Source organism: Rhodococcus opacus, from assembly GCF_012396235.1.
In the GTDB taxonomy this organism is placed as follows: Bacteria; Actinomycetota; Actinomycetes; order Mycobacteriales; family Mycobacteriaceae; genus Rhodococcus_F; species Rhodococcus_F opacus.
Map to the genome: position 1 here is coordinate 37942 of NZ_JAAXPA010000041.1, position 13348 is coordinate 51289.

Genomic DNA, 13348 nt, shown 5'->3' on the forward strand with positions numbered 1-13348 from the left:
TCATGAGCAAGTCTGTTCAGTCGGCAGGTGGAGCCACACTATGGGTGCGTTCGGCGCGGGGAGTGTCCGAAAATCACACACGCATCCGCGCCCCCGGTGTCACAGGCGTGTGTTTCACAATCGGACACGCCGACGCCCTGCGGTTCTAGTTTGATTCGGAGTGATCAACAGACGGCTGGAATTTCAGCGTCGCCGACAGAGAGGAACGGCAGTGAACGCGATTGCAGCGATCGAAGGAAGCGGTGACCATCGGATCCTGGTGTTGCACGGCTGGGCGCTGGACAGCAGCGTATGGCTCACCGCCCGAGCCCGGACGAATCAGTCCCGCTTCACCTACGCGTACCTCGACTTTCCGGGATACGGGGTCAACCGGCCCGAAGCACCGGCCGACGGAATCGACGGGATGGCCGCGGTCGCCCTCGACGCCGCCGATCAGCTCGGGTGGTCGACCTTTTCCGTTCTCGGACATTCGATGGGGGGCACCACAGCGCTTCGGGTAGCGACCCTCGCACCTGAACGCGTGACCTCGGTCGTCGCACTGACGCCCGTCTCCCCGGCAGGTACCCCTCTCGACGAAGCGACCTACGGTTCCTTCGCCGGGGCCTGGGCAGACCCGGGTGCAGCCATCCGTGGCGCACTGGCACCACACATCGACGAGACAGATCTGAAGAACCTCGTCGACCGCAACCGCTCGACGATGGACCAGGCAACCTGGGAGTCCTACCTGAAGAACTGGACCAGTCCCGACTTCCTCGACCGGATGGGCACCTACGAAGGGCCTACCACCCTGATCGTGGGTGAGAGCGACCCGTTCGTCACCGCCGAGTACCTCGGGGACACGTTGGCGGCCTTGAAGAACGGGAACCTGAAGACCGTTCGGGGCAAAGCCGGGCACTACCCCATGGTGGAGAACGCTCCGGAGACGGTGGCGTTGTCGGAGCAATCTCTGTACTGATCTGACCGGGAACGCAATCCGGGTTCCGACCATGCCACGTTCGAATCACGAATCCAGGGAGGATTCTCACCATGTTGAATCACGTTGTGACATTCAAATGGAAGCAGGACATCAGTGACGAGCACATTGAGTCCTTTCACGAAGCTCTGAGCGCAGTCTCGGAGAAGATTCCGGAGGTCGTGGAATACCGTTACGGAAGGGATCTGGCCCTCAAGCCCGGCAGCGGCGACTACGCAATCTCCGCGACCTTCGAAGACGTTCCCGACTTTCGCACATACCTGGCACATCCCGATCATGTGCGCCTCGTCCAGGAATTCATCTCGGTGATGGCCGAATCGTATTCGTCCGTTCAGATCGAATTCGCCTCGCGATAGGCGCGACCGGACCGTCCTTCGTCGAACGACGGTCCGGTCGACAGTGTCGCTCGTTTCCGAAAGTTGTGATCCAGTGGTGAGTGTCGAACACACCGGGCAGGCCCCGTCACGTGGTGCCCTGAGCCGTCCCGTCTCGGTGCGTGACGACGCGGCTGCGTGGGTGGAGGCGTGGCCGGATGCCCGAATACTTCGCGTGAACGGTCGCGGTCAGGTCCGGCTTGTCGACAGACAACTGATGCTGGAACCGGCCGCCGACCTCTACTCCGAGCCTCCCGCGCGCGCCGTGCTGCTCGGCGTCTGTGGCACGGTTCACGAGTGGGCGGTGCGGGACGAGTTCCTCGCTGACAATTCCTCTGCGGGAACCAAGGTCGAACTCGGTGACCTGCGCTCACACGGAGCACTCCTCGATGCTGCTGACGCCGACCGGTATGTCACAGCGTTGGCATTGCTGACGTGGCAGGACGACGCCCATTTCTGCGCGCGGGATGGGGCGCCGACAACGATCACCTCGGGTGGTTGGATGCGCGTGTGCACGGCGTGCGGCCGGGAGGAATATCCGCGTACCGATCCCGCGATCATTTGTCTGGTGCACGACGGGGCAGAACGAGTACTGCTGGCGCGTCAGGCGAACTGGCCGGCACGGAACTTCTCGACGCTGGCGGGCTTCGTCGAGGCGGGCGAGTCTCTGGAAAGCTGTGTGGCACGGGAAGTTGCGGAGGAGGTCGGTCTCGTCGTCTCCGACGTGGTCTACGTCGGAAGTCAGCCCTGGCCCTTCCCGCGCTCCCTCATGCTCGGATTCCATGCCACGGCCGATCCCCGAGACGAGCTCGTCTTCATGGATGGCGAGATCGGCGAAGCTCTCTGGTGCACCCGCGCGGAGGTACGGGAGGCTCTGGCTGCAGGGGATTGGACGAGCTCGGCGGATGCGCACGTGTTGTTGCCCGGCGCAGTCTCGATTGCGAGGCGCATGCTCGAGACCTGGGCGCGAGCCGGTGATTGACACTCTGTCTCGATCGGCACGGTCCCCTCATCGACTGGCACTACTGCGGAAGGAACCGGCTTCCGTCGATTCCCAGGGCACGCATTTTGCGGTAGAGGGTGGAGCGAGCTACCCCCAGGCGTTGCGCAGCCAGAAGTTTGTTGCCGTCGGTCTCGACGAGTGCCCTGAGCAACGCGTCACGCTCCGCCAACTCGAGTGAGGTCGAGGCATTTCGGCGACGTAGATCACCGTCGCGGTATCCGTCGGGCAGATGCTGCACTCCGATGTCGGAGCCCATCGACCGCAGGAGCGAGGACGCCAGAACCGATTCGAGCTCTCTGACATTTCCAGGCCAGTCCCGCGCGACCAGCAGTTGCAAAGCAGTGGGTTGCAGTCGCAGGCCGTTGCGGTCCGGGGAGTGCTTACGTAGTAAGGCGACACTGATGTCGGCGATATCTTCGGACCGAAGTCGCAGTGGATCGATCTCTATGCGGCGCATGAAGTGATCGCACAGTCGTCCGGCGGGGCCTTGACGGACCCCCTCGCCGGCGGTGGCAATGATGTGAGCGCGATTGTCGACGGCCTCGCTGAGGATCGCGCAGACGTTGGAGACCAGTTGTTCCGGCAGGAGATCGAGATGCCGGATGATGAGGGCTCCGTCGACCTTGTTCCAATTGACCAGTCCGGCAATCCACGCGACGGGGTCGACGGAGGCGGTACCAGCGTCGAACACGGTGAAATGGCCGTCCGCATCCTGCATCCGATGGAGGGCGCTCGCGGCAAAGAACTTGCCGGCGCCGGGTTCTCCGGTGACGAGCACAGGTGCGTCGATCGCGGCGAGTCGCTCGAGTTCGGTCTGCAGTCGCTTCGTCGACAAACTGCGGCCGGGAATCTTGACAATCTCCGTGCGTCTTTCGACGGAGGAGGCCGACGCCAATTGACGGGCGGGCGACTTCTTCGTATCGCGGGGATGTGGCCGCATCTCGATGACGATGCCCGCCGGCGTTCGGGAGTCTCCGACTCTACGTGCAGTTGCGGAAACCGTGACGTTGTCGGCGAGTCTGACTTCCCCGATGAACTCGTCGCGGCCGGACAGCATTCGGCATGCCCAATCCCACAAGAGCGCCTGGTCGGACGTGTCGATGATCTGCGCGGCCATCGGAGTGGTCATGATGACATCTTGATTCAAGGACACCACTGCAGAGGAGCCGCGTCGAGAGGCCTGCAGGAAGGACTGGAGAAGCAGTTGCTCGCGATCGGAGGACTCGGCGTAGAGGCGCGACTGAATTTCGCGAACGGCTGATTGCGCCAGGGCACCCATCAGCGCGTTGGAGTCCGACAGGTTGGAGGTGATGTCGAGGATCCCCTCCACTGTGCGGGTGATCGGATGGATGATAGGAACACCGACGCACGCCAGGCTCTGCAGCGCCTCACGGAAGTGCTCACCACCGCTGACTTGGAACGGTCGTCGCTCCTCCAACGCGGTGCCGATCCCGTTGGTGCCGGTGTCCTCCTCGGCATAGCGGAAACCGGGTGCCACGTAGGCGCGGTCCAAACGCGCTCGCAACCCCGCGTCGCCCGCCCTGCGGTCGACGATCTGAGCGGCGGAATCGGCCAGCAGGATGGTCGCGGGCGCGTCCTGCAGGTGTAGGACGAGGTTGTCGATCACGGGATCGGCGGCTCTCCTCAACCGGCTGTCACGATCCACGTCCGGCGTATAGGGAAGGTCGCCATCGCCGGACGAGACGCCGATAACTTCACACCGCCGCCATGACGCCTCGATCTCGGGTCGGAGGGCGCTCAACTCCTGGCTCTCTCGTGATGGCGCTGATATCCAGAATCGTTCACGTTCATTCAATGGCTCGCGGCCCGCCTTGTCGATACTCATAGCCACCTTACATCACTGGTCAGGGGATTTTCCGAGCTGACCCTCCTTTCAATGTAACCTGGCTCACATCTTCGGGTGTGTCCCGTTTTGCTACAGTCCGCTCGTTGTACCGGACCTGGTGGGGATGACTGCAACGTTGTGGTCGCGCCCATCGGAGGCTGTGCTCGCCTGGTCTGTCGATGCGGGCTGACCTGTGATTTCCCGATGCTGTCGTCTGATGTCGGCTTTGTCGATCTTGCCCATTGCAGTCTTGGGGATCTCATCGACTCTCACGAAACGATCGGGCAGCCAGAATCGGGGGAGTGTTGTCGCCAGGAACGTCCGGAGCTCCTCGTCGGTCACGTCGGCGTCCAGCCGGAGCCACGCGAGGGGGCGTTCCTGCCATGTGTCGTCCGGTATGGCGATGACGGCGGCCTCCGAGACAGCAGGATGAAGCATGAGCGCATTCTCGAGGTCTACCGAGGAGATCCACTCCCCACCGCTCTTGACGAGGTCCTTTTCGCGGTCTTTGATCTGCAGGCCGGCATCTGGGTGAACGGTCGCCACATCGCCGGTGCGGAGCCAGCCGTCTCGAAAGCTGTCCGGCGTTCGTGGATCGTCCAGGTATTCCCGGGCGACCCACGGCGAACGTACTTCCAGTTCGCCGACGGTCTGACCATCCCAGTGTTGTGGTGAGCCGGATTCGTCCACGACGCGGAGCTCGAACAACGGCAGTGGCCTGCCCTGCATCGAGCCGCCGGGGGAGAACGTGCCCATCGGAGATGTCTCGGTCATTCCCCATCCATTTACGACGCGGGCGCCTTGCTCAGCCCACCACCGCGCCAGCGCGACCGGCGGCACCTGCCCTCCGAGCCACATCGTCTTCAGCTCCGAGAGGTCGTAGCCGCAGTTACGGCGTAGGTGCTCGTCGCGCATGAGGGCGGCGACCGTCGGCGAGCCGACGAAGGTGTCGGGCCGTTCGCCATGGATCAAGTCCAGGAACCGCTCGGGTGTGGGGTGCGGTCCGGGCAGCACCAGACGTGCGCCCTGGAGCGCCGCCGCGTAGGGGACACCCCAGCCGTTGACGTGCGACATCTGGGTGGCGAGCAGGTAGGCCCGCTCTGCGTCGATCTCGACTCCGCCCTTGGTGCTGATCGCCATGGCGTGGAGCACGATGCTCCGGTGGCTGTAGACGACGCCCTTGGGCAACCCGGTCGTGCCCGAGGTGAAGCAGATCGACGCCGCAGTGTTTTCGTCGACCTCCTGGAAGGACCCGTGGGTGGATGCACCTGAAACGAACTGATCATAGGGAATGACCTGGTCGAAGCCATCGATCGCACCGGGTTCGCCCACAACGACGAGGTGACGAACCGTGGGAATCCGACCACGCATCGCCTCTACCGACGGGAGGAGATCCTCGTCGACGATCAGAACCTCATCTGAAACATGGTTGATCGTATAGGCCATGTGTTCGACCGGCATGCGGTGATTTACCGTGTGCAGGACGGCCCCGAGCGCTGGGACCGCGAAGTATGCCGCCAGGTGCTGACGGGTATTCCACGCCATGGTTGCGATTCGGGACCCGCGTTTCACGCCGATCGATGCGAGCGCACCGGCCAGATCCCTCACGTCGGAGACCAGGTCCCGGTACGTGAAACTGCGAACCCCGTCCGAAGTCCAGGCCGTGTTGATCCGAGCGCCATTCACGTTCTCGGCGCGCCACAGCAGCCTCGCCACCGACAATTGACTACTCATCATCAGCCCATCCACCGGTCCTACCGCCTTTCATCAGATCGCTCCAAGTCGGGTCCTCGATGGATGCCAACTCTGCGACCACGTAATAGGCCGATCCTGTACCCCCCGTCAGGCACAAGGTGTCCTATAACGAGTCATCCCTTGCCTCAACGTGGTGTTGCATTTTCGGACATTCGTTTGATCACTCAGCCGACAACAGTGGTGGAAACCGCGGGTTTGAAATGCCGAGCCCGAAACGACTCCAAATCTAAAGGGGCACAACCATGACCGAATACACGCTGCGAACCATTGTCGACGGCTACTCGTACCTCGAGGGCCCCCGCTGGCATGACGGACGTCTCTGGTTTGCGGACTTCTACACCCACACCGTGAATGCCGTGAACGCCGACGGCAGCATCGAACTGGTCGCGACGGTCCCGCACCAACCCTCTGGGCTCGGTTGGCTGCCGGACGGGCGGTTGCTGATCGTGTCGATGAAGGACCGCAAGGTGCTGCGTCAAGAGTCGGACGGCACACTCGTCGAGCATGCCGACATCCGCGACCTATGCGGTGGCCACGCCAACGACATGGTCGTCGACGCCCAGGGAAGGGCCTACGTGGGCAACTTCGGATTCGACCTCATGGGTGGGGCGCCACACGAGCACACAACTGTCGTCCTCGTCGACACCGACGGAAGCGCCTCGATCGTCGCCGACGGACTGTCATTCCCCAACGGCATGGTCATCACTCCCGATGGTTCAACCCTGCTGGTCAACGAATTGTTCGGCAATCGGATCTCGGCATTCGACATCCACCCGGACGGCACGCTCGGCGAGCGAATCGAATGGGCCGGCTACGGAGATCTCGGTGCCGAGCCCGACGTCGGCACACGACTCGAGGCCGCCACGATCGTGCCCGACGGTCTGACCCTGGACGCCGAAGGCGCCGTGTGGATTGCCGATGCCGGGAACAACCGAGCGGTGCGGATCGCCAAGGGCGGCGAAATCCTCGACGAGGTCAGCACCGCACCCGACGGGGTGTTCGCCGTCGCGCTCGGCGGCGACGACGGGCGCACCCTGTTCTTGTGCGTCGCACCGAATTTCGACGAGACCGAACGCACCGCAACCCGGCTGGGGCGCATGCTCGCCACCGAAGTGGACGTACCACACGCCGGACGCCCCTGACCCTCCGGATCCCGCGGCGGAACCGTCTCCCACAGCGGGTCCGGCGTTGATCTCACATTTCAACTGACCAAGGAGCCCCGGGGTGTTCACTACCTCCTTCACACGGATCTTCGACGTGGAGCATCCCGTCGTCTGTGGCGGCATGACTGCGGTCGGCACTGCCGACCTCATCGCCGCCGTCGCAAACGCGGGTGCTCTCGGATTCCTCTCCGCTCTCTCCCAGCCGACACCCGAAGCCTTGGCCGAGGAGATCGCAAGATGTCGGTCCATGACCGACCGACCCTTCGGTGTCAACCTGACGATCCTGCCAACCCTCAAACCTGTTCCCTACGAGGACTACCGCGCTGCCATCATCGACTCCGGCGTGGGCATCGTCGAAACGGCGGGTAGCAACCCCGCTCCCCATCTGCACGCCTTCGCCGCCGCCGGCATCAAGGTAATCCACAAGGCCGTCTCCGTGCGCCACGCGCTGAAGGCGGAGAAGCTTGGAGTCGACGCGGTCAGCATCGACGGGTTCGAATGTGCAGGCCATCCAGGAAACGACGACGTCCCCGGTCTCGTCCTGATCCCTGCCGCCACCCGCAAACTGCCGATCCCAGTCATCGCCAGCGGCGGATTCGCCGACGGTGCCGGCCTGGCGGCGGCTCTGGCATTGGGGGCCAGCGCAATCAACATGGGAACCAGATTCGTCGCCAGCACAGAGGCGACAGTCCACGAGAACGTCAAACGCCAAATCACCTTCAACGACGAACGATCCACGCAACTGGTGTTCCGAGAGTTCAACAACACCGCCCGCGTCGCCCGTAACTCCATCTCGGAGAGAATTTCCGAGATCTCGGCGCTTCCGAACGCAACATTCGACGACGTCGCCGATCTGGCCTCCGGGGTGCGCGGTCGCCAGAAGGTTCTGGCCGGCGGTGACGTGGATGCCGGCTTGTGGTGGGCCGGGCAATCACAGGGACTGATCGACGAGATCCTCACCTGCGAGGAGATCGTGACCAGCACGGTCAACCAAGCCCATGATCTGATCGTGAACAGACTTCCCCAACTTACGGGTGCCATCAGATGATCCGCACCGTGGATGCCCAGTACGAGACGATCGCCCTCGAGCTGCGCGACGGCGTGCTCATCGTGACGCTGAATCGACCGGAGTCGCTCAACGCCTTCACCATCACCATGGCTGATGAGCTCGAGCACCTCTTCCGGGCCGTCAATGACGACGACGACGTCAACGCCGTGGTGGTGACCGGCTCGGGCCGTGCCTTTTGCGCCGGTATGGATCTCACGACCGACGGCAACGTGTTCGGCCTCGACGAGACATTGGAGCCGACCCTCCACGATATGGGGGACTTGCAGGACCCGATCATTGCCCGCGGCGTCCGCGACACCGGCGGTCGGGTCACCCTTGCGGTGTTCGACTGCCTCAAACCCGTGATCGCCGCCGTCAACGGCCCCGCCGTGGGCATCGGAGCCACCCTGACCTTGTCCACGGACGCCCGACTCGCCTCCACAGCAGCACGATTCGGGTTTGTCTTCGGCCGCCTCGGGATCACGCCCGAAGCAGCCTCGACCTGGTTCCTGACGAGGATCGTCGGACTCGACACCGCGCTCGACCTCGTGTACTCCGCCGACATCCTCGACGCGGCCGACGCGGCCGACATCGGCCTGGTTCGCTCGGTCCACTCGCCGGACGAACTTCTCGATGCAGCGCTTGCACTGGCACATCGCTTCACTCGCGGTCGGTCGCGTGTCGCGACCGCCCTGACCCGGCAGATGATGTACCGCAACGCGCTTCTCGATCACCCCGCCGAGGCTCACCGCATCGACTCACTCGCCATGTTCTACACCAGTATCGGAGATGGAAGAGAAGGTGTCCAAGCATTCCGAGAGAAGAGGAAGCCCCAGTTCAAGGGACGCGTATCAACCGACCTTCCTGACTTCTACACCGACTGGATAGAGCGGTAGCGCCGCTGAGACATAGGCTGTGATGTCGCTCGCGGAATACGGGTAGAACCATTCATCGTCACGGTCTACGGGCCAACGAAATCCCAGCAGTGTCGACGATCCCACGGGTGGCCGATCAGCTGTGACCGGGGTAGTTCCGCAGTGCCGATGGCCGCGCGAACCCGGCGTCTCTCTCCTTTCGTCCGCCTGGTGCATGTGCCCGATCGCCGCAGGGGTGAGGACTTCGCCGCGGCCTTGGCCACCGCGGTCGGCGACCTGCCGCCGATCGCGCGGCGCACCTTGACCTGGGATCAGGGCAGCGAGACGGCTCGCCACTGATCTTCTTGCCCACCTCATTGACGAAGGCATCTATGTCGCCGACCCGGAAGTCCGTGGCAACGCGGTACCAACGAGAACACGAACGGCTTGGTTCGCCAGTACTTTCCCAAGAGCACCGACTTGCGCACCTACGCCATCGACGGGTCTAGGACCTTCTCAACACTCGGCCGCGCAAGAGCTTGCACTGGGCCACACCGGCAACGGCTTTCGCCGCTCGACTGCCACAATGATTGCGCAAGCGTTGCGACGGCCACTCGAATCCGCCCGGTCGTCTTCAGTGACCAGATTTGATCCACCCGATGTCTCGGTCATGTCGATCGCAGCGAGCATCTCGCCACTGCATAACCTCGGCCAGGGCTGTTCTGCCCCTCACTGGTGAGGTGGGCAAGTACGGTGCCACGAGGTCGGCGTGGATGCCGGCACAGGAGCTGAGTTCCATGCTCTACGTGCAGAGTTGGGAAGAAGTGTCCGGATTCGCTTCAGGCCCTGTTCCGGTCAAAAGATGTTGCTGTAGTTGCATGGTGGATGCCGTCCGATGAATTGGCCGTTCGCCACGCGAGGCGTAGTGCACGTGTGCCTGGCGCCCTTCGGGTGTCTGGTGGATCGATATCGGACAGTCCCAGGTTCTCGAACGGCCCTAGCGTATGTGATGTCGGTCATACGAACGGGCCGGACTGGCACATATCGATCTGCTCCTCGGCGCGGGTCCCGGGCATTTCACTCAAGGAGGCAACATGGCCACGATATCGATCGATCCAAGGGAACTCGACGAGACGAGCGGCGTCTTGGACGTCCTCGTCGTCGGAGGCGGCTTCGCGGGTCTGTATCAACTCGATCAACTTCGTTCACGCGGATTTTCGGTGAAGGTTGTCGAAGCCGGTGACTCGCTGGGGGGCATCTGGTACTGGAATTGCTACCCGGGTGCTCGAACCGACAGCACCGGACAGATCTATCAGTACTCACGCGAGGACCTGTGGAAGGACTGGAGTTACGATGAGCTCTACCCGTCGTGGTCCGGTGTGCGCGACTATTTTGCATACGTCGACCGCAAGCTCGATCTGTCTCGAGACATCATCTTCAGTACGCGGGTGACGTCTGCGGACTTCGACGGCGAGCGGAACCAATGGACAGTGCGTACCTCCACGGGCCGGATGCTGCGTGCCAGGTCTGTGGTGATCTGCACTGGATTCGGTGCCAAGCCGTACATTCCCAGCATCAACGGGCTCAACAGCTTTGCAGGTGATTCTCACCATACCGCGTTGTGGCCCCAAGAAGGTCTGGACATGGCCGGCAAACGTGTGGGGATCATCGGCACCGGGTCGAGTGGCGTTCAGGTCACCCAGGAGGCCGCCGCGGACGCCGAACAGATCACAATCTTCCAGCGGACGCCGAACCTTGCGCTGCCGATGCGGCAGCAACAGTTGACAGGCCAGCTCAAGGAGAAGCTGAAGGAAAACCTTCCCGAGCGATTCGCCCAGCGCCGGAGGTCGTTTGCCGGATTCGACATGGACTTCATCCCGAAGAGCGTGTTCGAAGTCTCGGACGAGGAGCGGGCTGACACTTACGAACGAATGTGGGCCACAGGCGGTTTCGAGCTGTGGCTCGCCAACTATCAAGACATCTTGCTCGATGAACGCGCGAACCGCACCATGTACGACTTCTGGCGCAACAAGGTCCATCAGCGCGTCACCGATCCGGTCAAGGCTGAGAAGCTTGCCCCGATGGATCCGCCCCATCCGTTCGGGACGAAGCGACCCTCGCTGGAGCAGAACTTCTATGATGTGGTGAACCAGGAGAACGTCGACATCGTCGACGTCAACGAGGATCCGATCGAGCGGATCACCCCGGCGGGTGTCCAGACCAAGTCCGGTCTGCGCGAGTTCGACATCCTGGTCTTTGCCACAGGTTTCGACGCGAACCGAGGTGGCATCACGTCGATCGATATCCGAGGCACCAATGATCAACTGTTGAGCCACAAGTGGTCCGAGCGGCTCGATACCTTCATGGGACTCACCACTGCGGGATTCCCCAACCTGATGTTCGTGTACGGCCCGCAGAGCCCAGCCGGATTCTGCAACGGGCCCACATGCGCGGAGGTACAGGGAGAGATCGTTGTCGACTTCCTGACCCACGTTCGCGACGGCGGATACCAGCGGTTCGAGACCAGCGAGGACGCAGAGCAATCATGGACGGCGCACGTGGAGGAAGTCTTCCACATGTCGCTCTTTCCGCGGGCCAAGTCTTGGTATCACGGGGCAAACATTCCCGGTAAACCGAGCCAGATGCTCAACTACTCTGGCGGCCTTCCTTCCTACTTCGACCACTGGGAGGAAAACGTCGCGGCCGGGTACAAGGCATTCACACTGTCCTGATGACGTGCGCGAACGGCGGACAGGTCGACCGACAGCGGATCGCGCGGAAATCGTCAGGCGCAGGGTCCGGCGGCCCTCACATCCTGCCAATGAGTTCCGATGATGGCGGTTGTCGCGGCATCCGACCTGCTCGCCCTCGACGCGCGCGAGCCGCGGGCATGACGACCGTCCGGCGTCCGCTCGTCGACAATGGCCCCAAAGCGGCGCAACTGCCGTTAGAACTTGTGTATGCCGAGCTCGAGCGCCGCGGTTTCTCAGCGGAGAACGCGATCCCCGGTATGGGCGGCGGCCTGTTGCAGCACTGCAACCGCGACACGATGAACTTCGGGCAGAAGGCATCCGCGGTGTGTGTCAATGGTGAGTGGCGGGTCATCGCGAAGGCGCCGACCGGGGATGCGATGAAGGGGTCCGAGCGTGGCCGCCTCGGGTTGCGACTGTCGCAGGGTGAGTATCAGACGGTGCCGCGGGAGTCGATCGCGCCGGGGGAGAACATCCTGCTGAGCGGGTAGGCGTCCCGTGGAGTGGTGGGGTTTGGGGCTGAGCGGCGCGGCTCCGACGTAGAGTCTGACCTGTCCGAGCTACTCGACGAGTTCCGCACCGGAGACGGAGTGAATCTGATCCGTGAGTCGGTCCGGATGGTGATGCAGGAACTGATCGAAACCGAAGCCACCGAACAGATCGGCGCCGGCCGCTGTGAACGCACCGAGGCCCGCACGACCGAACGCAACGGGTCCGAGGCTTCCTCGCTTCGCTGAAGAAACGCGACTTGTCCGGTGTCCGACTGATCATCAGCGATCAGCACGCCGGTCTGGTCGCCGCCCTGCGGCGCCCGCCACTGCCGCCTCCACGTGGGACGAGGTCCGATATCCCTTCGGGCCGTTCCGGCACGGCAAGAATCCGGCACGGTTCACGGTGTTGTGACCACCACGCCCCCGAACGGACCCCTCAACCATGACCGGAAGCGTCCAGAACGAGGAAGGACAGACAGCGCGGTGGCCGCTGATGCTCAATCATCTATGAAAATCTGCACCGTACGATCACACGGTGTGGTGGTCGACGACCGGTAATACGTGACTTCGGACGAGTTCCTTATCGCGTCCCGGCGATCTACTGCTCTGACCCCGGACCGCCGGTCCGGGGTCAGAGCAGTAGATGGAAGATGTCGAAGGCAACGTTCCATTCGGCGGTGCCGGGGTTCTTGCGGTCCGGCTCGACCGTGACAAAGGTATGCGCCAGCGCCACGCTCAAGCCTCCGGCGATCAGCGGCAGTCGCTGCTCGGTCTCCTCGGAGAGGGCCACGTCCAACGGTGGGCGGGCCGTCAGTTGGTCGAGCAGAGGTTGAAGTTCGATCTCCTCGTCCAGTTTTTCGAACCGGTGGATGCTCTCCTGCAGCCCCTTGGTGATCGGCAGGTCCCACGGTTCGATCACGTCCCGCAGGTTGGCCTTGGCCGAGGCTTTGCCGATGAGGATCATGTCGTAGATCTTGTCGTCGATGAAATCCGTATAGCGCTTGAGGTCGTTCCGGTCGACCTGCAGTCCAGCCGCTGCCCGGAAGAACCGCTGAAATTTCACGGTGCCCATCACTGGCATGTCGTCAGCT

At 62.9% G+C, this 13348-nt stretch carries 12 protein-coding genes and 2 pseudogenes; 11 read left to right on the forward strand and 3 right to left on the reverse strand.

Annotation, left to right across the window (positions count from 1 at the left end):
- Positions 1–211 precede the first annotated feature (211 nt).
- From HGB39_RS34975 to nudC, 3 genes are all read left to right on the forward strand, one after another.
- A complete protein-coding gene (locus HGB39_RS34975) occupies positions 212–955 on the forward strand; it encodes an alpha/beta fold hydrolase (protein ID WP_005568219.1) in 744 nt (247 codons plus the stop codon).
- A gap of 71 nt (positions 956–1026) precedes the next feature.
- Positions 1027–1329 (forward strand): Dabb family protein, encoded by a 303-nt coding sequence (locus HGB39_RS34980; RefSeq protein WP_005568216.1) that lies wholly within the window; start codon positions 1027–1029, stop codon positions 1327–1329.
- A 73-nt stretch (positions 1330–1402) separates the two neighbouring features.
- Positions 1403–2329 (forward strand): NAD(+) diphosphatase, encoded by a 927-nt coding sequence (gene nudC / locus HGB39_RS34985; protein ID WP_005568214.1) that lies wholly within the window; start codon positions 1403–1405, stop codon positions 2327–2329.
- 40 nt (positions 2330–2369) lie between these two features.
- Here nudC and HGB39_RS34990 read toward each other — a convergent pair whose 3' ends face one another.
- Together HGB39_RS34990 and HGB39_RS34995 are read right to left on the reverse strand one after the other, a co-directional pair.
- The gene (locus tag HGB39_RS34990) at positions 2370–4196 is read right to left on the reverse strand and encodes a sigma-54-dependent Fis family transcriptional regulator (RefSeq protein WP_210753175.1); all 1827 of its coding nucleotides are present in this window, start codon (positions 4194–4196) and stop codon (positions 2370–2372) included.
- Positions 4197–4286: 90 nt separating this feature from the next.
- Positions 4287–5933 (reverse strand): long-chain fatty acid--CoA ligase, encoded by a 1647-nt coding sequence (locus tag HGB39_RS34995; RefSeq protein WP_039951091.1) that lies wholly within the window; start codon positions 5931–5933, stop codon positions 4287–4289.
- A 260-nt stretch (positions 5934–6193) separates the two neighbouring features.
- On the opposite strand from HGB39_RS34995, the gene HGB39_RS35000 reads away from it, so the two are divergent.
- From HGB39_RS35000 to HGB39_RS40415, 8 genes and pseudogenes are all read left to right on the forward strand, one after another.
- Complete coding sequence (locus HGB39_RS35000; protein WP_005256223.1) at positions 6194–7093, forward strand: SMP-30/gluconolactonase/LRE family protein; 900 nt, start codon at positions 6194–6196, stop codon at positions 7091–7093.
- A gap of 82 nt (positions 7094–7175) precedes the next feature.
- Entirely contained in the window at positions 7176–8162 is a 987-nt protein-coding gene (locus HGB39_RS35005) for an NAD(P)H-dependent flavin oxidoreductase (protein WP_005568207.1), read from the forward strand.
- On the forward strand, positions 8159–9058 hold the full coding sequence (locus HGB39_RS35010; protein ID WP_005568205.1) for a crotonase/enoyl-CoA hydratase family protein: 900 nt from the start codon (positions 8159–8161) through the stop codon (positions 9056–9058). Before HGB39_RS35005 ends, HGB39_RS35010 begins: the two co-directional genes overlap by 4 nt.
- 231 nt (positions 9059–9289) lie before the next feature.
- Positions 9290–9606 (forward strand): annotated as a pseudogene (locus tag HGB39_RS39300) (IS30 family transposase); the annotation flags it as partial.
- A 504-nt stretch (positions 9607–10110) separates the two neighbouring features.
- Positions 10111–11748, forward strand: coding sequence for a flavin-containing monooxygenase (locus HGB39_RS35020; protein WP_005568202.1), 1638 nt, complete (start codon positions 10111–10113; stop codon positions 11746–11748).
- 158 nt (positions 11749–11906) lie between these two features.
- The gene (locus tag HGB39_RS35025) at positions 11907–12257 is read left to right on the forward strand and encodes a nicotinate phosphoribosyltransferase (RefSeq protein WP_005568200.1); all 351 of its coding nucleotides are present in this window, start codon (positions 11907–11909) and stop codon (positions 12255–12257) included.
- Positions 12258–12272: 15 nt separating this feature from the next.
- Positions 12273–12497 (forward strand): annotated as a pseudogene (locus HGB39_RS35030) (transposase); the annotation flags it as partial.
- Between the two features lie 17 nt (positions 12498–12514).
- A complete protein-coding gene (locus HGB39_RS40415) occupies positions 12515–12703 on the forward strand; it encodes a hypothetical protein (protein WP_100229377.1) in 189 nt (62 codons plus the stop codon).
- A gap of 185 nt (positions 12704–12888) precedes the next feature.
- On the opposite strand, the gene HGB39_RS35040 is transcribed toward HGB39_RS40415, so the two are convergent.
- Entirely contained in the window at positions 12889–13329 is a 441-nt protein-coding gene (locus HGB39_RS35040) for a DUF1931 family protein (RefSeq protein ID WP_005259205.1), read from the reverse strand.
- Positions 13330–13348 lie beyond the last annotated feature (19 nt).